General features: G+C 70.6%; 11 protein-coding genes. 4 read left to right on the top strand and 7 right to left on the bottom strand.

Going from position 1 to position 20254, the window contains the following annotated elements:
- Positions 1 to 5817: a type I polyketide synthase gene (locus tag G6O54_RS09835; protein WP_165224021.1), complete on the top strand. Its 5817-nt coding sequence runs from the start codon at positions 1 to 3 to the stop codon at positions 5815 to 5817.
- On the top strand, positions 5804 to 6235 hold the full coding sequence (locus tag G6O54_RS09840; RefSeq protein WP_165224024.1) for an acyl-CoA thioesterase: 432 nt from the start codon (positions 5804 to 5806) through the stop codon (positions 6233 to 6235). The genes G6O54_RS09835 and G6O54_RS09840 overlap by 14 nt, the downstream gene beginning before the upstream one ends.
- Positions 6236 to 6325: 90 nt before the next feature.
- On the opposite strand, the gene G6O54_RS09845 is transcribed toward G6O54_RS09840, so the two are convergent.
- From G6O54_RS09845 to G6O54_RS09855, 3 genes are all read right to left on the bottom strand, one after another.
- Positions 6326 to 8950 (bottom strand): protein kinase domain-containing protein, encoded by a 2625-nt coding sequence (locus G6O54_RS09845; protein ID WP_165224027.1) that lies wholly within the window; start codon positions 8948 to 8950, stop codon positions 6326 to 6328.
- A 21-nt stretch (positions 8951 to 8971) separates the two neighbouring features.
- Entirely contained in the window at positions 8972 to 9580 is a 609-nt protein-coding gene (locus G6O54_RS09850) for an RNA polymerase sigma factor (RefSeq protein WP_165224030.1), read from the bottom strand.
- A gap of 201 nt (positions 9581 to 9781) precedes the next feature.
- Positions 9782 to 10306, bottom strand: coding sequence for a lectin-like protein (locus tag G6O54_RS09855; RefSeq protein WP_165224033.1), 525 nt, complete (start codon positions 10304 to 10306; stop codon positions 9782 to 9784).
- Positions 10307 to 10638: 332 nt separating this feature from the next.
- On the opposite strand from G6O54_RS09855, the gene G6O54_RS09860 reads away from it, so the two are divergent.
- Positions 10639 to 11592 carry an alpha/beta hydrolase gene (locus tag G6O54_RS09860; RefSeq protein ID WP_165224036.1) on the top strand — a complete coding sequence of 318 codons (954 nt, stop codon included), beginning with the start codon at positions 10639 to 10641 and terminating at the stop codon, positions 11590 to 11592.
- A gap of 157 nt (positions 11593 to 11749) precedes the next feature.
- On the opposite strand, the gene G6O54_RS09865 is transcribed toward G6O54_RS09860, so the two are convergent.
- Both G6O54_RS09865 and G6O54_RS09870 read right to left on the bottom strand, forming a co-directional pair.
- On the bottom strand, positions 11750 to 12691 hold the full coding sequence (locus G6O54_RS09865; RefSeq protein WP_165224039.1) for a polysaccharide deacetylase family protein: 942 nt from the start codon (positions 12689 to 12691) through the stop codon (positions 11750 to 11752).
- Between the two features lie 100 nt (positions 12692 to 12791).
- A complete protein-coding gene (locus G6O54_RS09870) occupies positions 12792 to 13907 on the bottom strand; it encodes a HEAT repeat domain-containing protein (RefSeq protein ID WP_165224042.1) in 1116 nt (371 codons plus the stop codon).
- A gap of 295 nt (positions 13908 to 14202) precedes the next feature.
- Between G6O54_RS09870 and G6O54_RS09875 the strand changes: the two genes are divergently transcribed.
- Positions 14203 to 15117 carry an alpha/beta hydrolase gene (locus tag G6O54_RS09875; protein ID WP_205678727.1) on the top strand — a complete coding sequence of 305 codons (915 nt, stop codon included), beginning with the start codon at positions 14203 to 14205 and terminating at the stop codon, positions 15115 to 15117.
- Between the two features lie 94 nt (positions 15118 to 15211).
- Here G6O54_RS09875 and G6O54_RS09880 read toward each other — a convergent pair whose 3' ends face one another.
- Together G6O54_RS09880 and G6O54_RS09885 are read right to left on the bottom strand one after the other, a co-directional pair.
- Positions 15212 to 15790 (bottom strand): hypothetical protein, encoded by a 579-nt coding sequence (locus tag G6O54_RS09880; protein WP_165224048.1) that lies wholly within the window; start codon positions 15788 to 15790, stop codon positions 15212 to 15214.
- 171 nt (positions 15791 to 15961) lie between these two features.
- The gene (locus tag G6O54_RS09885; RefSeq protein ID WP_165224051.1) at positions 15962 to 20146 is read right to left on the bottom strand and encodes a beta strand repeat-containing protein; all 4185 of its coding nucleotides are present in this window, start codon (positions 20144 to 20146) and stop codon (positions 15962 to 15964) included.
- Positions 20147 to 20254: the final 108 nt, after the last annotated feature.

Genomic DNA, 20254 nt, shown 5'->3' on the forward strand with positions numbered 1-20254 from the left:
ATGTCACAGGCCATCGCCCTGGTCGGTCTTGGCTGCGTCTACCCCGACGCGTGTTCGCCCGTCGAGCTCTGGGAGAACGTGCTGGCGGGGCGACGCGCGTTCCGTCGCCTGCCCCCGGAACGGCTCCGGGCGGAGGATTACTGGTCGGCCGACCGCGCCGCCGCCGATCGGACCTATTCGGTCCAGGCCGCGCTGATCGAGGGCTACGAGTTCGACCGCGTCGGCTTCCGGGTCTCGGGGGAGAGCTACCGGACGGCGGACCTGGCGCACTGGCTGGCGCTGGACGTGGCCGCGAGGGCCCTGAAGGAGGCCGGGTTCGAAGGGGGGCGCGGCCTGCCGCGCGACGCCACCGGCGTGTTCCTGGGGAACACGCTGACCGGGGAGTTCTCGCGGGCACAGGCGCTGCGGCTCCGCTGGCCCTATGTCGGCCGGGTGGTCGAATCCGCCCTGAGCCGAGAGGGTTGGCCGCCGGAGCGTCGGCGGGACTTCCTGGGGCGGCTCGAGGTGCAATTCAAGGCGCCGTTCCCCCCCGTGTGGGAGGAGACCCTGGCCGGGGGCCTCTCGAACACCATCGCGGGCCGGATCTGCAACCATTTCGACTTCAAGGGGGGTGGCTACACGGTCGACGGGGCATGTGCATCCTCGCTGCTGGCGGTGGGCCATGCCTGCTCGGCCCTGGCCGCGGGCGACCTTGACGTCGCGCTCGCGGGCGGGGTCGACCTGAGCCTCGACCCGTTCGAGCTGGTCGGATTCGCCAAGGCCGGGGCGCTGGCCGAGGACGCGATGCGGGTCTATGACGCGCGAGCCGCCGGGTTCTGGCCGGGCGAGGGTTGCGGGGTCGTGGTGCTGATGAGGCTCGTCGATGCGATGGCTCGGCGCCTGCGGGTGATCGCGACCATCCGGGGCTGGGGTATCTCGTCCGACGGCCGGGGGGGGATCACGCGCCCGGAAGTCGAGGGGCAGCTCCTCGCGATCCGCCGGGCCTACCGCCGGGCCGGCTTCGGGATCGAGACGGTCTCCTACTTCGAGGGGCACGGCACCGGGACCGCTGTCGGCGACGCGACCGAGCTTCGTGCGTTGGGCCGCGCGATCCGCGAGGCCGCGGCCGAAGGCCCCCCGGCCGTCGTCGGCTCGATCAAGGCCAACATCGGCCACACCAAGGCCGCGGCTGGCGTCGCGGGGCTGATCAAGGCGGCCACGGCCCTCGACGCCCAGCTCCTGCCGCCGACCACGGGCTGCGAGCAGCCCCATCCCGAGCTGACGGCCGACTCTCCGCCGCTTCGAATCCTGAAGAAGGGCCGGCCCTGGCCCGCCGACCGGCCGCTCCGGGCGGGCGTCAGCGCCATGGGCTTCGGGGGGATCAACGTCCACATCGTTCTCGAGTCGCCCGCCGGGGAGCGGCGTACGGGCATCCGGCCCCGCGAGGCGGCCGCGCTTCGCTCGGCCCAGGATGCGGAACTCTTCCTCCTGGGCGCGAAAGACAATGAAGGCCTGAGGGCCCGCGTCGATCATCTCCTGGCCTTCGCCCCGCGGCTGTCGCTGGCCGAGATGACCGACCTGGCGGCCCACCTGGCCGGTGAACTCGAAGAACGATCCGCCCGAGCGGCGATCGTGGCGTCGCGGCCCGATCAGCTTGCGTCGCGACTCGCGGCGCTGCGGGATCGGCTGCGAGTCGAGGACGCGCCCGAGGGCCGGGTCGAGCCGCGCTCCGGCGTCTTCCTCGGCATGGGCGCAACGCCGCCCCGCATCGCGTTCCTCTTCCCCGGCCAGGGCTCCCCGGCGACGCTCGACGGCGGGGCCTGGACCCGGCGATTCCCGGCCGCGGCAGCCCGCTACAGCCTCGCGATGCTCCCCGCGCGGGGCGACGTCCGCTCGACCGACCTGGCACAGCCGGCGATCGTCGCCGCGTCCCTGGTCGCGCTCGGCATCCTCCGCGAAACGGGGGTCGAGGCCGAGGTCGCCGTGGGCCATAGCCTGGGCGAGCTGGTCGCGCTCCACTGGGCCGGGAGCTTCGATGCCGACGCCGCGCTGCGGATCGCGACGGCCCGGGGGAGGGCCATGGCCGATCTCCCCGAGGGGGGCGGCGCGATGGCCAGCATCGGGGCGGAACGAGTCGAGGTCGAGGCCCTCCTCAATGGCGAGCCCGTCGTGATCGCCGGCCTGAACGCCCGGCGTCAGACGGTCGTCTCGGGGGCCGAGGACGCGGTGAACGCGGTTGCCGAGAAGGCCCGCCGGCGCGGATTCGCGGCGACCCGGCTGCCGGTCTCGCACGCCTTCCACTCGCCGATGGTGGCCAGCGCCGTCGGGCCGCTGGCGCGGGCCCTCGCTCGCGAGCCTGTCGGGACGTTGGAGCGGACCGTCATCTCGACCGTGACCGGTGCTCGACTCGCCCGCGACGTCGACGTCCGCGACCTGCTCGTCCGGCAGGTGACCGGCCCGGTCCGGTTCCTGGAGGCGATGGACGAGGCGGCCCCGGGGGTCGACCTCGGGATCGAAGTCGGGCCGGGCCGCGTGCTGACGGGGCTGGCCGGCGAGCTCTTCCCGGCGCCGGTCGTATCCGTCGAGGCCGGCTCGGAGTCCCTGGCCGGGCTGCTGACCGTTCTCGGGGCGGCCTTCGCCCTCGGGGCCGCGGTCAATCCGGCTCCACTGTTCAAGGACCGACTGACGCGGCCCTTTCCGATCCCGTGGTCGCCGCGCTTCTTCATCAATCCTTGCGAACTGGCCCCGCTCCCCGAGCTGATGGCGGATTCGCCCATTGGCCGGGATGCTCCCCTGCCCCCGGTCGAGTCGCCCGCGGTCGCCCCTCGCCGCGGGCCCACGGAGTCGGTCCTCGACCTGGTCCGTCGTCGGCTGGCGGCCCGGGCCGAGTTGCCCATGCTGTCCGTGCGGGAGGACAGCCGGCTGCTGAGCGACCTGCACCTGAACTCGATCACGGTGGGAGAGCTCGTGGCCGAGCTGGCCCGCGACGTGGACGTGGCGCCTCCGGTCGCGATGGGCGCGTATGCCAACGCTTCGGTCGCGGAGGTCGCGGGTGTTCTTGAGGATCTCGTCCGCGCGGGAGGCGGCGGGCATGAGGGACGGTCCGAGCCGTCCTGCCGCGGGGTCGCCACCTGGTTCCGGGCGTTCGCCCCCGTCCTGATCGAGCGGCCCATGGCGCGGCCGCGATCCGCCGGGCCATCGGGTCACTGGCAAGCGATCGCCGCCGGGCCCTGCGACTCGCTGGCGCGAGAGCTCGCGGAAGCCCTGTCCCGCGCGGGGGCCGGCAAGGGTCTGGTGACCTGCTTTCCTCCGGAGCCAGACGAGATCCACGTCGGGCTCTTGCTGCAAGCGGCAAGGGCCCTCCTGGCGGAGCCGGAGATGAGCCGGTTCGTGCTCGTCCAGCATCAGGGCGGAGCCGCCTCGTTCGCCCGCACCGTCCAGCAGGAGCTCCCGCGGCTGGCAACCCGCGTGGTGGACCTGCCATTCGGTGACCCCCGATCGTTGGAATGGGTCGTCGCCGAGGCACGGGCGGCTTCCGTGCCCGGATTTTCCGAGGTTCGCTATGACCGTCACGGCCGGCGCCTGGAGCCCGCCTTGCGCCCGCTCCCTCCGATCGGGGATGCCCCGTGCGTCCCGCTGACTCCCGACGACGTCCTGCTCGTGACCGGGGGTGGCAAGGGGATCGCCGCGGAGTGCGGCCTGGCGCTCGCGCGGGAATCGGGCGTCCGCCTCGCCCTGATGGGCCGCTCGGACCCGTCCTCCGACCGGGACCTCGCGGCCAACCTCGAGCGGATGGCCGCGTCGGGCGTCGTCTTCCGCTACGTCGCGGCCGACGTCGCGGACGCGGACGCCGTGCGGGCGGCCGTTCGCCGGGCGGAGTCCGCGCTCGGGCCGATCACATCCGTCCTGCACGGGGCCGGGATCAACGTACCCCGGCTCCTCCCCGCGCTGGACGAAGCGGCCTTCACGCGGACGCTCGCGCCCAAGATCCGGGGCATGCGGAACATCCTCGCCGCCATCCCGGGGGACCGCCTCAGGCTGCTGGTGACATTCGGCTCGATTATCGCGCGGACGGGGATGGAAGGCGAGGCCGACTATGCCGTTTCGAACGAATGGCTGGCGCGGCTCACCGAGCGATTCCAGGAGCGGCATCCGGCCTGCCACTGCCTTGCGCTCGAGTGGTCCGTCTGGGCGGGCCTTGGCATGGGGGATCGGCTGGGGCGGGTCGAGTCCCTGGTCGGGCGGGGCATCACGGCCATCCCGCCGGATGAGGGCGTCTCCCTTTTCCGTCGCCTGGTGTCTGTCCGCCAGTCGGCGGTCTCGCTCGTGGTCGCGGGCCGATTCGGGAACCGCCCGATCCTGCCGCTGGAAGGGGCGGACCTTCCCCTGCTTCGGTTCCTGGAGGAACCCCGGGTGGACTATCCCGGCGTGGAGCTGATCGCGGACGCGACCCTCTCGCCGGACACGGACCCTTACCTCGACGATCACGTCTTCCGCGGTGAACGTCTCTTCCCCGCGGTGATGGGCCTTGAGGCCATGGCGCAGGTCGCGATGGCCTTGCTTCGGACGACCGAGCCCCCCGTCTTCGAGGATGTGCGGTTCGACCGTCCCGTCGTCGTGTCCGAGGGTCAGCCGGCCGTGATCCGGATCGCGGCCCTGGTCACGGAGCCGGGTCGGGTCGATGTGGTGCTTCGATGTCACTCGACGGCGTTCCAGCTCGATCATTTCGGGGCGACCTGCCGGTTCGGCGTCGAGCGCGGGCCTCGATCCGATGAGGGGCCGAGCCTCGATCGGGACGAGGACCCCCCTGCCCTCTCGATCGAGCCGCAGTCGGAACTCTACGGGCATCTCCTCTTCCAGGGCGGACGATTTCGCCGCCTCAAGGGATACCGACGGCTTCGGTCGAAGGGGTGCACGGCCATGATCGCCGGCGCCGGTGTGGAGGAATGGTTCCGCGGCTATCTCCCGGCCGAGCGAGTGCTCGGCGATCCCGGCGTGCGGGATGCCGCGGTCCACGCGGTCCAGGCTTGCATGCCCCAGGCGACCATCCTCCCCATCGGCGTCGACCGGATCGTGCCCGGCAGCTCTCCCCTGGGCGGCCCATGCCTCGTGACGGCGACGGAGCGCTCCGACCGAGGGGACGTGCTGGTCTACGACCTGGAGATGATCGACGAGGACGGCCAGTTCCTGGAGCGCTGGGAGGGACTGGCCTTGCGCGTGGTCGAGCGAGGCGAACCCAGTGCCGACTGGCCGGAGCCCCTGCTGGGCCCTTACCTGGAGCGGCGGATGAGATCGCTCGTCCCCGGGTGGCAAGTCGCGGTGGGGATCGAGCGCGACGTCCGGCCTGGCCGCCGCGACCGGAGCGATGGGCTCCTGCGCCGCCTTCGCGGCGATTCCTCGCCGATCGCGAGGCGCCCGGACGGCAAGCCCGAGGTCGCCGGCGGCGGGGCTTCGGCGTCACACGCAGGGGGCCTGACGCTCGGAGTCACGGGGCCGGGCACGATCGCGTGCGACCTGGAGTCGTGCTCGCCGCGCCCGGCCTCGGCCTGGCGCGACCTGCTGGGTCCGGATCGCTGGGACCTCGCGCGGCTCATCGTTCGCGAGAGCCGCGAGCCGGAGGACCTCGCCGCGACCCGAGTGTGGGTCGCGGCCGAGTGCCTGATCAAGGCCGGCGCGGAGCCGGCGGCCCCCCTCGTGTTGAGGCCGCCGGTCGACGGCCGGGCCGTGCTGATGGGCTCGGGACGCTTCCTGATCGCGACGTTCGTCCTTCCCGACCGGGGCGGGAAGGAGCCCTGGGTTGTGGGACTGCTGACGAGGCCCGACGATGCACGCGTATGAATACCGACACGTCGTGGGGTTCGAGGAAACCAACCTGGTCGGGAATGTCTATTACGTGAACCACCTGCGATGGCAGGGGCGGTGTCGCGAGTTGTTCCTGCGGGACCACGCCCCCGGCATCCTCGCCGAGATGGGACGCGGCCTCGCCTTCGTCACCGTCCACGTCCACTGCGACTACTTCCAGGAGCTGCACGCCCTGGACGAGATCACGATCCGGATGGAGCTGGCGTCGCAGTCTCAGAATCGATTGTCGATGCGATTCGAGTACTTCCTGGCCATCGACGGCCGGGAAGAGCTCATCGCCCGCGGCGAGCAGCAGATTGCCTGCATGCGCCGTGAAGGCCCCAGGATGGTGCCGGTCCCGCTCCCCGCGGAATTGCAGGAAGCGCTCCGCCTGTTCGCCTCGGCCCGCCCGTAGCATGCTGTGCGAAGGCCGGGCGACCCGGCCCTCCCGCGGCGAGCGGTCATCCGACCCGGGACCTTGGGCCGGCGGCCGATCACCGATCGCTCAGTCCGCCAGGAGCTTCATGGCCTCGGCGGCGACGGCGCGGCTGACGCGGCCCCGGAAGAAACACGCCTCGCGATCGGCCCGCGCCTTCTCCATCTCGGCCTTCGCCCGGTCGCGGTCCCCCAGCTTCTTGAAGGCCAGCGCGAGGTGGAGCCTGGCGGCCTCGTCCCATTCGTGATCCTCCCGAGGGGCGGCGAAGAACCGTTCGAGCGACTCTCGGGCCGCCGCGAACTCGCCGTTCTCGCAGAGGATGATGCCGTAATACGACCACGGAAAATCCGGCCCCCGGGGGACCTGGCGGAGGCACGCGAGCCCCCGGGCCGGGTCGCGGATCGCCGGATCGGGGCAGAAGGCCACCAGATCCGCGAGCTGCCCCGATGCCGCGACGCCGAATGGGGTGGATCGGAGCGACTCGAGGATCTCGACGGCGCGGCGGAAGAGGCGGCCGGCCGCGGCCCGGTCGGCTTCCCAGCGTCGGAAGCCCTCGATCGTGAGCCACTCCACCAGCTTGGTGCGGTCCGACGGGGCGGCGGATTCGCGGGCCGCGAGCTCCTCCAGGACGGCAATCCCATGCCGCATGACCCGGTCCGCCTCCTGAGGACGGCCGAACTGGTCCAGATCCCCGGCCACCTGCGGGATGGTGGTCAGACGAGTGGCGATGAGGTGCCAGTCCTTCTGCGTCCGCGCCCGATCGCAGAGGTCCATCCGCTCGCGGGCCAGGTCCCAGTAGCGGTCCACCGCGCCGTGGCGACGAAGCAGGAGCCTTCCATACCGGAAGCTCGCCTCGTTGTAATACCGATACCGCTCGGGATCGTCGGGATACCGGTTGACGAGCTCCCGGTTCGTGGCCAGCGACTGCTCCAGCAGCGGCTCGGCCTCCTCGCCCCGGCCGATATCGACGAGGTCCGCCGCGAGCCGGCCGCGGAAGTTGGCGAGCTCGGCGGCGTACGCATCCAGGTGCGGGTATCGCGAGGCGGCCTCCTCGGTCGCCCGGACGGCCTCCGCATGGTGGTTCATCATCTCATCCGTCCGGCCCGCATCGTGTGCCAGGCCGGCGAGCTGCATGCAGGCGTAGGCGTAGTGGAGGGCGAAAACGGGGCGGTCCGGGTGCTCCAGCCTGAGGCGCTCGAGGGTCCGCATGGCTCGGCGAGCGACCCGCTCGGAGTGCCCGAGTTCCCTCAGGGAGTGCAGCACGGTCCCCATCTGGAGAGTCGCATAGGCGAACTGGCCCTCCTCGTCGGGCGAGCCGGGGAGGTCCGGAACTCGTTCGAAGACATCCAGGCCGTTGATGATCGCCTCCCGCTCGACCTCCGAGAGCAACGCCGGATGGAGCGCGAGCTTGCTGGTCGCCTCGGCGCTGAAGGCCAGGGCGGCGAGGAGCGTACGGCCGCGGAGATCGGCCGCGCGCACGGATTCGGCGAGCTCGGCCCGCTGGGCCTCGGCGCGGCGCCAGAAGATCGTGATCAGTGTGAGCATCGCGGCGACGAGGACGATCGACATGGCCGATGGCGCGGCCACGGCCGGGTTGCGGCGGGCCCAGCGGGCGAGCCGGGCGAGGCGTCCGACGGGCCGGGCCGCGACCGGGCGGCCCTGGCGGAAGGCGTCGAGGTCGTCGGCGAGGTCGTCGGCGGTGGCGTAGCGGCGGCCCGGGTCCTTCTCCAGGCACTTGAGGCAGATCGTCTCGATGTCCTTGGGGAGGCCGCGGCGGAGCCGGCCGGGGGGGACGGGCTCCTCGTCGCGGACGAGGAGGAGCGTCTCGTAGGGAGAGGCCCCCCTGAAGGGAGGCCGGCCGGTCAGGAGCTCGTAGAGGACCGCGCCCAGCGCATAGATGTCGGCCCGGGGGCCGGCGTCGCGACTGCGGCCGAGGGCCTGCTCCGGGGCCATGTAGCTGGGCGTCCCGAGCACCGCATGGGTGGGGGTCCGACCGAGGTCCGCGCCCTCGCGCTTGGCCATCCCGAAGTCGGACACCCTGGGCGTCCCGATCGGCCCCGGGGCCGGCGGCCCGTCGAGGAGGATATTGCCGGGCTTCAGGTCGCGGTGGATCACGCCGGCTCCGTGGGCGTACTGGACCGCCCCGGCCACGGCCCCGACCAGGCGGGCCGCCTCGCCCGGAGGCAGCGGCGTGCCGTCGAGCCGGTCGGCGAGCGACCCGCCGGGGAGATACTCCATCGCGTAATAGGGGAGCCCCCTCTCCTCTCCCACCGCCAGCACGGTCACGAGGTTGGGATGGCGGAGGTTGGCCGCGGCGCGGGCCTCGCCGAGGAACCAGGCGTGCTCGGACGCACTCGCCAGGGACCCGCCGCGGAGGACCTTCATCGCGACCGTCCGTCCGGTGACCGTCTCGGTCGCGCGGTAGACGACCCCGCAGCCCCCCCGGCCGATCTCCGCCAGGTCCGCGAAGCCCGGGATCTCCGGCGCCGGCGGCACGGGCACGCCCGGAGCGTCGGTCACCTCCGATGCCACGACGAGCGTGGCCCACAACTCGCGCGGGACCTCGGTCAGACGCTCGGCCACCTCCCGGCAGCTCTCGCAAGCGTCGAGGTGGCTGGCGAGCCGCTCGGATTCCGGCGCGGGGAGTTCACCCGCGAGCAGGGCCCGGAGGTCATTCTCGCTGGGGTGGCTCATGGAGGACCATTCGCTCCGGGATCATCCGTCGGGCGGCCCGGCCTCCGCGCGGAGCCGGGCCAGGACGCGGCTCTTGTCCATGTAGACCGCCGAGATCGACTTCCCCAGCCGGTCCGCCGCCTCGGCCGTGGAGAGCCCCTCGGCCGCCGTCAGCCAGAATGCGCCCCACGCCGTCTCGCCCACCTCGAATCGGACCCGATCCATCGCGCGCTGGAAGCCTTCCATCCGGGCGTGGACCTGATCGTCGATCTGGGCACCCAGCCCCGCGAACGACTCCGGCACGCCGTCGCCTTCGTCCCCGTCCCCGCCTCGGCCGATCCAGCCGGGCCTCCGCCTGAGGGTCCGCCAGTGGGTCTTGATGGCGTTGTCCACCGTCCGCTGGAAATAGCCGCGGAACCGCCGCGCGGGGTCGTGGTGGAATCTCCGCAAGGCGTCGACGAGGCTGGCGCAGACGGTCGCGCGGATGTCCTCCGCGTCCGCCGGCTGCAATCCGGCGGACCGGCATCGCGCGTCGATGAGCGGCCCGTACCGCTCCAGGAACGTCTCCCACGCCTCGTCCATCCCGGGCAGGGCGAGCATCCTCAGGAGGCTCGGGCACGTCGTCGGCGGATTGAACGCGAACATCGCCATCTACGCTCGCGGGATCGGAAATCTAACAGAAAATTCGGTGTCGCAATTATGCGCAAAGGCATCGGCCGCGACCAAGCAATTTCCTGTTAAGGGCGCGAGAAGAGGCGTTATCGCAATCCGCCGGACTCCGAGGATTCGAGGACGTGATAATTCGCACCGGGTGGCCGTGATGGGGCAACACGGGGGCGGGCATTCCATCCCTCACGCCTTGCTTCGCTGCCACCGACGCACCGCCAGCATCCCCAGCACGCCCGTCCCGGCGAGAGCCACACCGGAGGGTTCGGGGACGGTGGCGGCCGGGATCTCCATGATGCCCCTCAACCGGGACGTGACGTCGAAGTCGTTCCAGCGGCCGGGGCCGAGAACATCCGAGTCGTGGTTCATGTAGACGTAATCCTCGTTCGTGCTGTTGTCGGGCTGGCCGGGGGCCCAATTGGTGTAGGTCACGGCATCGCCGTTCGACCAGACGAACGTCCCTTCGCTGACCGCGTCGTATAGGCCGATCCAGAGCCGTTCGGTGCCGCCGAAGAGGCTCACCAGCAGGGCCTGTTCGGCGGCGTCGTTGACGGCTACCAGATGGCCGCCGAGTGACTGGGCCTCGGCCTCGGCTTCCCACCAGGTCTCGGCCTTGGAGGTGAGCTGATAGACGAAGCCGGCCCTGGATGCCGCGGGGGCGGCGAGGCAGGCGATGGCCGCCAGGCCCGCCCAGAGATGACGCGATCGCATGTGATGCTCCTTACCGGGATGCGAGGTGAGGGAATCCGGCGAACCTTGCGGGGCCTGTTTGGCAGTCCCTTGAGAACCTCGTTGGCCGTGTCGGTAATGCCCTTCACCCCATCTACGCGGGGGCCTAACGGAGAATGGAATGCGACGAGACATCGGGAGCTGAGGGAGACATGGCGATGACCGACAGCCTCCTCGGGGCCTGCCTCGCCAGCGGGCCGGCCGGAGGAGGCCGCATCCCCCTGACCGGCATCGTCCTCGTCGGATAAGCTAGCCCGAAAGGCGGCGCCGGCCGGTGGAGGTCGGCGCCGGCCGCGGAATCGGAGTGCATCCTCATGACGCGCCTCTCCATCGTTTCGACGTTCGCTCTCGTTCATGTCATCAGCTTCGGCTTTGCACCGGCTACGCCGGCCCAGACGCCGGGCGCCCCGGCTCCGCCCTACGAGCGGATCCAGGACGTCGTCTACGGCCGCAAGGCCGGGATGGCGCTGACGATGGACGTCTTCAAGCCGAAGGCGGTGCCGGCCAACGGCGTGGGCCTGATCTGGGTGGTCAGCGGCGGCTGGTTCTCGTCGCACGACTCCATCAACGGCGATTTCCTCAAGCCGTTCCTCGACCGCGGCTACACCGTCTTCGCCGTTGTCCACGGCAGCCAGCCGCGGTTCGCGATCACGGACGTCCTCCAGGACATGCACCGGTCGATCCGGTTCATCCGCCACAACGCCAGGACCTACGGGATCGACCCCGATCGCCTGGGGATCTTCGGCGGCTCGGCCGGCGGCCACCTCTCGCTCATGCAGGGCATGGCCGGCACGCCGGGCGACCCGAAGGCGAAGGACCCCGTGGAGAAGGAATCGAGCCGGGTGGCCTGCGTGGCCTGCTTCTTCCCGCCGACCGACTTCCTCAACTACGGCGAGCCCGGCAAGGATGCACTCGAGAGCGGCGTCCTGAAGGATTTCCAGCCCCCCTTCGACTTCCAGGAGACCGACCCGGTCAGCCACAAGTTCGTGCCGATCACCGACCGGCCCCGCCGCGTGGAGATCATGAAGCAGATCTCGCCCGCGAACCACGCCTCGTCCGACGACCCGCCGGTGCTCATCCACCACGGCGACGCCGACAAGCTCGTGCCGATCCAACAGTCGGAAGAGGTCGTCGCCAAGCTCAAGGCCGCGGGCGTCGAGGCCGTGCTCGTCCCCCACAAGGACGCCCAGCACGGCTGGCAGGGCATGGACAAGGACCTGGCCGCGTTCGCGGATTGGTTCGACGCCCATCTGCGAAAGGGGAAGTGACGCCGCCGAACCGACGGGCCGGTCGCTCTGGGTCTGTCCCAGGAGCACGGGGACCGAGGGAAAGGGGACTGGCTCCGAGTCTTCGAGGTGCCTGTTCCCCTTCGCCTCCTTTCCCCGGCTGGGCAGCCTCGACAGCCGACGCCTTCGGGACAGACTCTCAGCGGCGATCGGCCCTGTCTCGCGTCATCTCCCGGAACTGCTTCCAGGTGATGACCTCGATGCCGAGCGCCTTGATCTCGGCGGCGGTGGCCGGGTCGGAGAAGATCCGCCGGTCGCCGTCGCGGCGGGCGGCGCTGGTGGTCACGGCGCGGAGCTCCTCGTCGTCGTAGCCGCAGTGGATGATCAACTGGGTCACGCCCGGCTTCACGCCGCGGAGGGCCTTCCGGTAGGTCGCCAGCCGTTGCTCGTGCGTGTCGCCGCTGTAGAACTGGAGGAGATCGTCGAGCACCGGCAATTGCCTCGCGTCCAGCTCCTTCAGGAGCGCCTTGCCGCGGTCGCGGATCGCGGCGTACTCCTGGCCGATCGGGCCGTCGGTGTCGCGGATGAAGAGCACGGGGAGGTCGTACTTGAGGCCGAGCCGGACGTAGACCTCCAGCAGGTCCGGCCGCGTGACCACGGACCCCATGTGCGTGTCCAGGTGGCTGAGCGGGATGCCGAGCGCCCGGGCCCGTTCCACCTGGGCCGTCAGCTCGATCTCAACCTCGTCGGCCTTCGCCCCCTTCGCCACGGCCTCGGCGCCGCGGTGAAGGTAGCCGTCGGCGTCCACCAGGCTCGGCACCTTGTCGCGGCCGGCGACCGGCCCCCAGCGGTAGACCTCCCACTCGGAATTGAGCGTGAGATGCACGCCGTAATCGCGCTCCGGATGTTTCCGCGCGTACTCGGCGAACTCCTTGACCCAGGGGCACGGGATCATGATGCTGCACGAGGAGACGATGCCGTCCTCCATCGCCCTGATCGTCGCCCGATTGGCCGAATGGCACATGCCGGCGTCGTCGCCGTGGATGATCAGGTATTTCTTGCCGTCGTCGGCAAGGGTGGGGGCCGCGACGGCCGCAAGGGTCAAGGTGCAGAGCATCATCATCATCCCGACGCGACGCATGGAGGACCTCCGAGAGCCGGAAAAGACGGCGGACCGATCGGCCCAGGATGCGATGATTGCGCGGCGATCGCAAGGGCGTGCCGGCCCTGTAAGCGGCCTGCTACGGCGCGTCGTCCTTCGGGACTGCGGGCTGGCCTGGATCCTGCTCGGCTTGCCATTGTTCCAGCCCTTCCTCGAAGGGACGAATGGAGCGTCGATCCGGGTTGCTCGCTGCGTCCTGCATTCGCTCCTTGAGGATGGGTTCACGCCGCCCCATGACGAACAACGCGAGCGCGGCATCTTCGCGGACGGTCCGGTCGTCATCCGTGAGCGACCTCTGGAGGGCGGGGATGATCGACTCCTTCCGCGTCTCCCACCACGAGACCCTTCCGCCCTTGGGGCTGCGCTCGTCGTGTCCGAGGACCATGGCCGCGGCCCGGCGCACCTCGACCTCGGGATCGCGGAGGGCCGCCACGAGGGGAGGGACGACGTCGGGGCCGGTTTCGGGGGGATGGCGATTCCCATCCTTGCCGAAGAGACAGAGCGCCTCGATTGCCTTGATCCGGACGGCCGGATCATCGCGGCCGGCCACGAGAGGGACGAGGAGCGAGGCCGCCTCCGGCTGGCTTGTCGGCACGGTCATCCCGAGGATTCCGAGCTGCCAGGCCGCCTCACGCCGCACCGCGATAGCCGGGTCCTCGAGCGCCGATCGGATCGCGCCGACGACGGCCGGCTCGTCCCAACTGACGAGGTTCGTCAGCGAGGAAACGGCCACGGTTCGGACGGATACCTCCGGGTCGTGCGTTGCCTCGAGAACCCGGTGGAAGATCGCCGGCTTCTGGGACTTCGGTGCGTGCAGAGCGGCGAGGAACGCGAGCGCGTGCAGGGCCTCGGCGCGGCACGAGGGATCGGGATCCTTGGCGACTTCGGCCAGGGCAGGGAGCAGGATCTCGGCTTGCCGTCGCTGGCCCTGCTGCCGGGCCGCCTGGGCCTGCGGCGTGGGAGGGCTGGCCTGCAAGGAGCCGAAGAGAGTCTGAGCGACCGATTCTCCCATCGCGTCCCTCGCCCGGGCCGCCGCCGCTCGTCGCGCCGCGAGATTGCCGTGGCGGAGCCTCAGCAGCAGCCAATCCGTCTCGAGACCGTCCCGGTAGACACGCCACCCAAGCAGTCCGAGCGTGACCATTGCCACAAGCAACAGCAGCATTCGGACCGGGAATCGAAGTCGAGGAAGTCGCATGGCACGATCTCCGCGAGAGTCGAGTCGAGAGGCCGGAAGACAGATCTCACGTCGAGAGTCGACTGCCGCGGCGAGCATGGAGTCAAGACTCCCGCAGTCGTCTCCGAGACGCCAGAGCTATGGCCCCGCACCGATCGGAGTGGTATCGCGAACTTCGCCGCGGGCCTTGAGGCTTGATCATCATACCAGGGCGGACATATACCAGAGATGGCCGACCATGGAGAGGAGCCTGGATGCCATCCTCCCTCGCACTGGCCCTCTTGTCCCCGGAGCCATCATATTAAGATATGAAGAAGTGTTGCTGACGATCTCCCTGGCCGCCGCGTCGGCCCCGGCGCCATCGGCCGCGGCACAGGACCCGCCGGCGTTCGCCCGCACCGAGGACGTCGTCTACGGCCGTCGCGACGGCATGGCGATGACGCTCGATGTCTTCCGGCCGGCGAAGGCCAATGGCCTGGGAATCGTCCAGGTGATCAGCGGCGGCTACTTCTCGGCGCACGAGATGATCCAGCCGGGATCGATCCGTCCGCTCCTCGATCGCGGCTACACCGTGTTCGCGGTCGTGCCGGGGAGCCAGCCTCGCTACCAGGTCCCGGAGATCGAGAAGAACCTGATGCGGGCCGTCCGGTTCATCCGCCACAACGCGAAGACCTACGGCATCGACCCGAACCGCATCGGGATCACGGGCGGCTCGGCCGGCGGCAACCTCTCGCTCCTGGTGGCCACGGCCGGCGACGCGGGCGACCCGAAGGCCCGCGACCCGATCGACCGGGAATCCAGCCGGGTCCAGGCCGCCGCGGTCTTCTTCCCGCTCACCGACCTGCTGAACTTCGGCAAGCCGGGCCGCGAGCTGATCGGCCCCATGGGCCACGCCGTCCCCTTCCGGCCGGCCTTCGACTACCGCGAGATGGATCGCGCGAAGGGGACGTCGGAGCGGGTCACCGACGCGGAGAAGCTCCGCGCCATCACGAAGGACATCTCGCCGATCTACGCCGTCTCGGCCGACGACCCGCCGATCCTCCTGATCCACGGCGATAAGGACGGCCTCGTCCCCTTGCAGCAGTCCGAGTCCCTCCTCAAGGCCCTCCAGGCCGCGGGCGTGAAGGCGGAGCTCTCCGTCAAGCCCGGGGCCGATCACGGCTGGCCCGGCATGGAGAAGGACACCGAGCGGATGGCGGACTGGTTCGACCGATACCTCAAGGCAGGGTGAGAGAGGAGGGCGGCGAGGGTGTGGAGGAGCCGGACTGGATCGCGGAGGTCCGCTGCATCCCGAGGCGCGTGTGCCACCTCGGGAGGATGGGCCATCATTCCCGCCTGATTTCGATGGACCGGATCGAGCCGTTCGTCTTCAGGTCCTTCCCGAAGTGGAGCTCGACGACGAGATCGGCGGGGCGCAGGCCCTCGACGGCAACCTTCGGCGGCGTCGTGTAGCCGGCACCGGGGTCGTCGACGACGATCCTTGCGACCTTGCCGTCCTCGACGACGGCGTGGGCCCGGGCGTCGCGGTGCTTCCAGATCTCTCCGTCCTGCGGGCGGAAGCGGTAGTAGTCGGCGACCTCGTCCATCCGCTCATTGGTCACGCCTTGCGGGCCAAGGACTCGGAGCAGGGCATCCTTGTTCCTGCGGGCTTCCCCGCCGGTGGGCCCGCGACCTCGCGCCGGGGTGACGCCGCTGAAGGCCTTACGGAAGACGTCGGTCTTCACGCCCAGCGCGGCGGCCATGAGGACGCAGGGACGGCCGTAATCGTCGCGGCCGATCTCGTGTCCGCCGGATATCGTGACCGGGACGTCCTCGCCCGTCGCCGCCGATCCCGCGAGCCCCACGAGCCCGGCGGCGAGTGCGGCGGGGAACGCGACGGGTACCCAGCTCGGGCGTGATTTCATCGTCGGGACCTCCTGGTTCGGGCGCGTCGTCGGCATCTCGGGTTCGAAACGGGGCCCTTGCAGATCGCGGCGACGTCCGCGATCGACCGGGATCATCCTGCGTTATTCGCCGAGGTCCGCGAAAGATTGGAGGGTCGCCGGTCACTCCTCCGAACGCAGCCGCTCGACGCCTCAGCGCGTGCCGAGGGACAACTTCCGGGCCAGGAGGCGGTACGCGGTCGTCATGCGGCCGACGAGCGGGCTCGCGGCAACCCGGGCCTGGGGACCGGCCAGGGCCCCGGCGGCGCCCGCGGCCAGTCCGCGACTCGGGGCGACGTACGAGACCACCGGGCGGAGCGGCGACACCTTCCCATGGCCGATGGAGAAGGCCGCGGCGTAGTCGCCGGGCCGGCCGTTGCCGGTGGGATAGCTGCCGTAATAGGTCCCGGCGAGCCCGTTGCCGGCCACGTCCCGGATCCCCCCGGAGAGGACCTGGAACAGATAACTGGCGGCGAGGAACTTCTGGCCCTTGCCGAAGCTCAGCGTCACCGTCTGGGGGGAAGTCGTCGTCGAGGCCGGAGCGATCGCAAGGACGGTGGAGACCAGGGAACCCGGCGGAAGCGGCCTGTGCCTGGGGATGTCTCTCCCCGTCAGCACGTAGGAGTGGCCATCGGCCAGCGAGAGCTGATCAAGGCCGCTCAGGGCGTCCACGAAGGTCACCTGGATGGTCCGGCCGATCCGATTGACGACCACTCCGGTGATGACGGGGGAGATCGTGTCGACGACCAGCGGCTTGGGCAGCTCGGCGCTGGCGGTCGTCAGGTTCGCCGCGGTCGCCACCGCCGTGATCGTGTAGGTGCCGGTGCTCAGCGCGACGTTGCTGGTGAGCGACCACGCCCCCGCGGCGTCCGAGGCGGTCGTGCCGATCAGGGTCCCGAGCCCGGGCCCTCCGGCTGCCCTGGCGAAGAGCTGGACCGTGACCCCCGGCTGCGTCAGGCCGTAGAACTGGGGCTGCACCACCCTGGTGATGTAGTCGCTGTTCGACTGCCCCGAATCGCTTGCCGGATCGAGGGCCGCCGTGACGCTCGTCACCGAGCCGCCCCCGGCGGGCGATACCGTCGCTGGGATCGTGGCGGGGCCGGCCGTCTCGCCGGCCAGGCTCGTGATGACCTTCACGCCGCCGGTCGTCGCCGCGAAGTCCTCGGGCGTGGTCGTCAGCGTCGTGGAGATGGTGAACGAGGTGCCGGCGGTGGCGTACGCGTGGCTGCCGAGCACGTCGTACGTCGTGGTCGTCACGCCGCCGGTCGTGGACGTCGAGGACGGCACGACGAGTCCCGCGGACGACGTGCCGTCGCCCCACAGGATCAGGGCCGCCACGTACGCGGACGTCGGAACGCCCGGCGTCGTGGCCGTGAACCTCGCGACCACCAGATTGGCGAAGCTCACCCCCTGGGTCGCGGCGAGGCTCAGCCCCGTGTTCTGGAACGCGATCGTCGGGCTCGCGGGCACCGCGTCCGCCACCATTACGGACCGGAAGTTGGTGTAGGTGACGGCGTGGCCCTGGATCGTCAGGGGCGAGCCGGTCGGCGGCGTGATCGCCGAGCCGGCCGCATCGACGTCGAGCGTGTTGCCGCCCGTGCCGCCGTCGATGGCGAGCGTCCCCCCCAGCCCAGCGCCGAGCACGTAGACCGCGTCGTCCGCGGCGCGGGTGTTGACGAACGTGCCGACTCCGGCGGGCGTCGCCACCACGTCGACCCGGTCGCTCCCGCCGTCGGTGTCCACCGTCAGGGTTTGCAGGGCGGCGTCGGCGGTCGCCAGGTTCAGGTCGATCGAGTCGGCGCCCGGCCCGGTGTTGACCGTGATGTTCTGCTTGTTGCTGACGTCAACCATCTCGAACGCCGAGGGCGTGTCCGCGCTCGAGATCCGCGTCGCGCCGCCCACGCTCGTGATATCGACGTCCTGCGGCCCCGCCAGGAGCGTGAGGTCGGCCACGTAGTTCATGGCCGCGACCGTGTCGTTGATCGGCTTCAGGCCGGAGAACGTCACCGTGCTCGTCACCCCCTCGGTCGTCAGCGCGATCCGGCCGCTGCCCGGTTGAGAGGCCGAGGGTGTGTACACTTCACCGTCGACGCTCCAGCCCTGCAGCGACAGCGTGTTGTCGCCGGCGCCGCCGTCGAAGTTCACGCCCCCGGCGGGGATCGGGTTGCCTCCGGCGAAATCGACGGTCAGCAGGTCATCGCCCGCGCCGGCGATGAGTTGCAGGGAGCCCGCCATCTCGAGATTCAGCGTCGTGCCGTTCGGCAGGCCGGAGAGGATCGCCTCCTCCTGAACGACGGACAGGAGGTAGTTGCGATCCGTCGGATCCGCCCCGTCGTCCACGACCTGCGCGGCGAAATTCCGGAGTGTGATCGTGCCGTGGAGGGACGAGAGGTCGCCGTCGGTACCCAGGGAGGCCGTGTTGCTGCCCCCCTGCCCGTCGATCGTCACCTGGCTGCACGGGGCCGTGGCCTTCACCTGCACGTCGTCATCCTGGGGGCCGGTGAACAGATTGGCCGCGAACGAGCCCGTCGTGACGTCATACGTCACCGAGTTCCCCACGTTGCCGGTGGTCGGGCCGAGCTTGACGGCGAGCGAGGCGAGATCCGCGGCGACCGCGTCCAGGTCGGCCGACGGCAGGCCCGAGACCCGGATCAGGTCCTGCATGCCCACGGTCACCGAGCTGATCAGGACGTTGCTCCGGGGGGTTGTATCCGCGGAGTCGTCGATCATCAGTCCCGTCGAGCCGCCCGTGTTGGCGACCGTGACGCCGCCGGCGATCCCCGCCACCAGGCCCCCATCGGTCAAGGTGACGGAATCGAGGCCCCCCCGGCCGTCGATGGCCAGCGTCGAGGTCGATCCGACGGCCTTGACCGTCGTGTCGTCCGCGCCGGGACCGGTGTTCAAGGTCGTGCCGATCCCGGCCGGCACTCCGGTGACGGTCGTGGTGTTCCCCCCGATCCCTTCCGAGACCGCCAACGATCCGAGGTCGGCGAACGTCAAGCCGCCGCCGGTCAGGCCGGTCAGGCTCGTCGCGCCCAGGCCCACGACCCTCGCCGCCGTCCCGGCCGAATCGTCGACGATCAGCGCGATCGACCCGCCGGAATTCGAGACGTCGATGGCGCCGAGTATCGACGAGGTGTCGCCCTGTCCGATCGTGACCGAATCGGCCCCGCCCTGGCCCCGGATGGCGACCGCCGAATCGGCGCCGGTGCCCGTCACGATGGTGCTGTCAACGCCCGCGCCGGTCTGGATCGTGATGGGCAGGCCGCCCTGGATCGATGCGTTCGACGGCGACGAGGAGACGGTCGTCGTGTTGCCCCCGCCCCCCTCCTTGAGGGCGATCGAGGCCAGCGCCTGGCCGGAGAAGTCCGCCTTCGACGGGTCGCCCACCAGGCCGATGCCGGCGCTCGTGAGGACGTAGGACCGGGCGGTCGAGTCGCCCGAGTCGTCGAAGGTGAGCGCGACCGAACCAGTCGGGCTCGAATTCCGGAGCAGCACCGGGCTGTTGATCGCCGCGAGCGCGTTGCCGCCGGTCCCGAGGTTCGCCACGTCCGCGCCGCCGTTGCCGTCGAGGGTGAGGGTCGCGTCGATGCCGTTCGACGGCCCGGGCACGTAGGTCACCTCGAAGTCATCGGCCGCCGGGCCCCCCACCAGCTTGATCGGCTGGCCCGCGAGTCCCGGGGTCGAGGAGCTCGGGTTGATATTGAAGGTGTTCGCGGAGCCCGCGTTACCCCCGTGCAGCGTGATGCCCTGGCTGAAGGGGACGCCGCTGAGCGTGACGTTGATCCCAATCCCCGTGATCAACGCACCGTCGAGGTTGTAGATGCCGGGAGTTGTCGTTCCCGCGTCGTCGATGTCGAGGCTTGAGGTGTCCTCCGCCTGGGACGCATTCTGGATGTTGAACTTGGTGGCCTGGAGGGCGCCGTTGGAGGTGTCGATCGACACCGAATGGGAGATGCCCGGCGTCGACTGGCCGGAATCCCCCGCGGTGATCGAGATCGAGGAGAAGATCAGGGTATCGTTGCCGACGGGGATGGTCACGCCGGCCCAGCTCGTCGAGTAGCTCTGGCCGCCGTCCAGGCTGTAGGCGACGTTGCCGCCGATGGCCTTGATGGCGATCGAGTCGTCGCCCGCGTTGTCCCCGGTCGCGGTGCCGCTGAGGAACAGGAACGGGCCGACGCTGATGCTCGTCGCCGAGATGCTGTAGGCCATCAGCGTGCGATCCTCGAGCGGCTCGAACCGCAGCGGCCTCCGCCTGCGGCGACGGTCCTCCGAGAACGCACGGGCTGCGGACGGGGCCCGGCGGCCGACGCCCCGGAACGCGAACCGATTCGTCATGGCGCAATCTCTCCGATTGGCCTCACGCCGGGCGTCGAGGTTGGTCTGTGGCTCGGCTCGGCGCTCGACCTCGATGCGCACGATTTCATGGCGAGATTGCGGCCGCGG

Origin of the sequence: Aquisphaera insulae, assembly GCF_011064615.1 — a bacterium.
Taxonomy (GTDB): Bacteria; Planctomycetota; Planctomycetia; order Isosphaerales; family Isosphaeraceae; genus Aquisphaera; species Aquisphaera insulae.

Coding starts and splice junctions, on each gene's coding strand:
- G6O54_RS09840 (WP_165224024.1), top strand. CDS start 5,804: ATGCACGCGTATGAATACCGACACGTCGTGGGGTTCGAGGAAACCAAC.
- G6O54_RS09880 (WP_165224048.1), bottom strand. CDS start 15,790: ATGAAATCACGCCCGAGCTGGGTACCCGTCGCGTTCCCCGCCGCACTC.
- G6O54_RS09865 (WP_165224039.1), bottom strand. CDS start 12,691: ATGCGTCGCGTCGGGATGATGATGATGCTCTGCACCTTGACCCTTGCG.
- G6O54_RS09855 (WP_165224033.1), bottom strand. CDS start 10,306: ATGCGATCGCGTCATCTCTGGGCGGGCCTGGCGGCCATCGCCTGCCTC.
- G6O54_RS09885 (WP_165224051.1), bottom strand. CDS start 20,146: ATGACGAATCGGTTCGCGTTCCGGGGCGTCGGCCGCCGGGCCCCGTCC.
- G6O54_RS09860 (WP_165224036.1), top strand. CDS start 10,639: ATGACGCGCCTCTCCATCGTTTCGACGTTCGCTCTCGTTCATGTCATC.
- G6O54_RS09850 (WP_165224030.1), bottom strand. CDS start 9,580: ATGGCGATGTTCGCGTTCAATCCGCCGACGACGTGCCCGAGCCTCCTG.
- G6O54_RS09870 (WP_165224042.1), bottom strand. CDS start 13,907: ATGCGACTTCCTCGACTTCGATTCCCGGTCCGAATGCTGCTGTTGCTT.
- G6O54_RS09835 (WP_165224021.1), top strand. CDS start 1: ATGTCACAGGCCATCGCCCTGGTCGGTCTTGGCTGCGTCTACCCCGAC.
- G6O54_RS09845 (WP_165224027.1), bottom strand. CDS start 8,950: ATGAGCCACCCCAGCGAGAATGACCTCCGGGCCCTGCTCGCGGGTGAA.